This is a genomic window from Streptomyces globisporus (assembly GCF_003501885.1).
Classification (GTDB): Bacteria; Actinomycetota; Actinomycetes; order Streptomycetales; family Streptomycetaceae; genus Streptomyces; species Streptomyces globisporus_D.
The window spans coordinates 1-399 of sequence record NZ_QWFA01000447.1; the positions used below are offsets into that span (position 1 = coordinate 1).

1 rRNA gene is annotated in these 399 nt (G+C 52.9%); it reads right to left on the bottom strand.

Annotated features, from left to right (window positions below):
• Positions 1-399, bottom strand: a 23S ribosomal RNA gene (locus D3105_RS34240); the annotation flags it as partial.

Here is a 399-nt window from a genome sequence, read left to right on the forward strand (position 1 = left end):
CACTTGTATGCAGTCCACCAGTCCTCACGATCCAGCTTCTACCCGCATACAACGCTCCCCTACCCCAGCGCAAGTAATTGCGCTCGTCATAGCTTCGGTGGTGTGTTTAGCCCCGTTACATTTTCGGCGCAGAGTCACTCGACCAGTGAGCTATTACGCACTCTTTCAATGGTGGCTGCTTCTAAGCCAACATCCTGGTTGTCTGTGCAACTCCACATCCTTTCCCACTTAACACACACTTGGGGACCTTAGCTGATGATCTGGGCTGTTTCCCTCTTGACAATGGATCTTAGCACTCACTGTCTGACTCCCGGGATAACGTCTGTGGCATTCAGAGTTTGACTGGACTTGGTAACCCTTGGCGGGCCCCGCACCCAATCAGTGCTTTACCTCCACGAC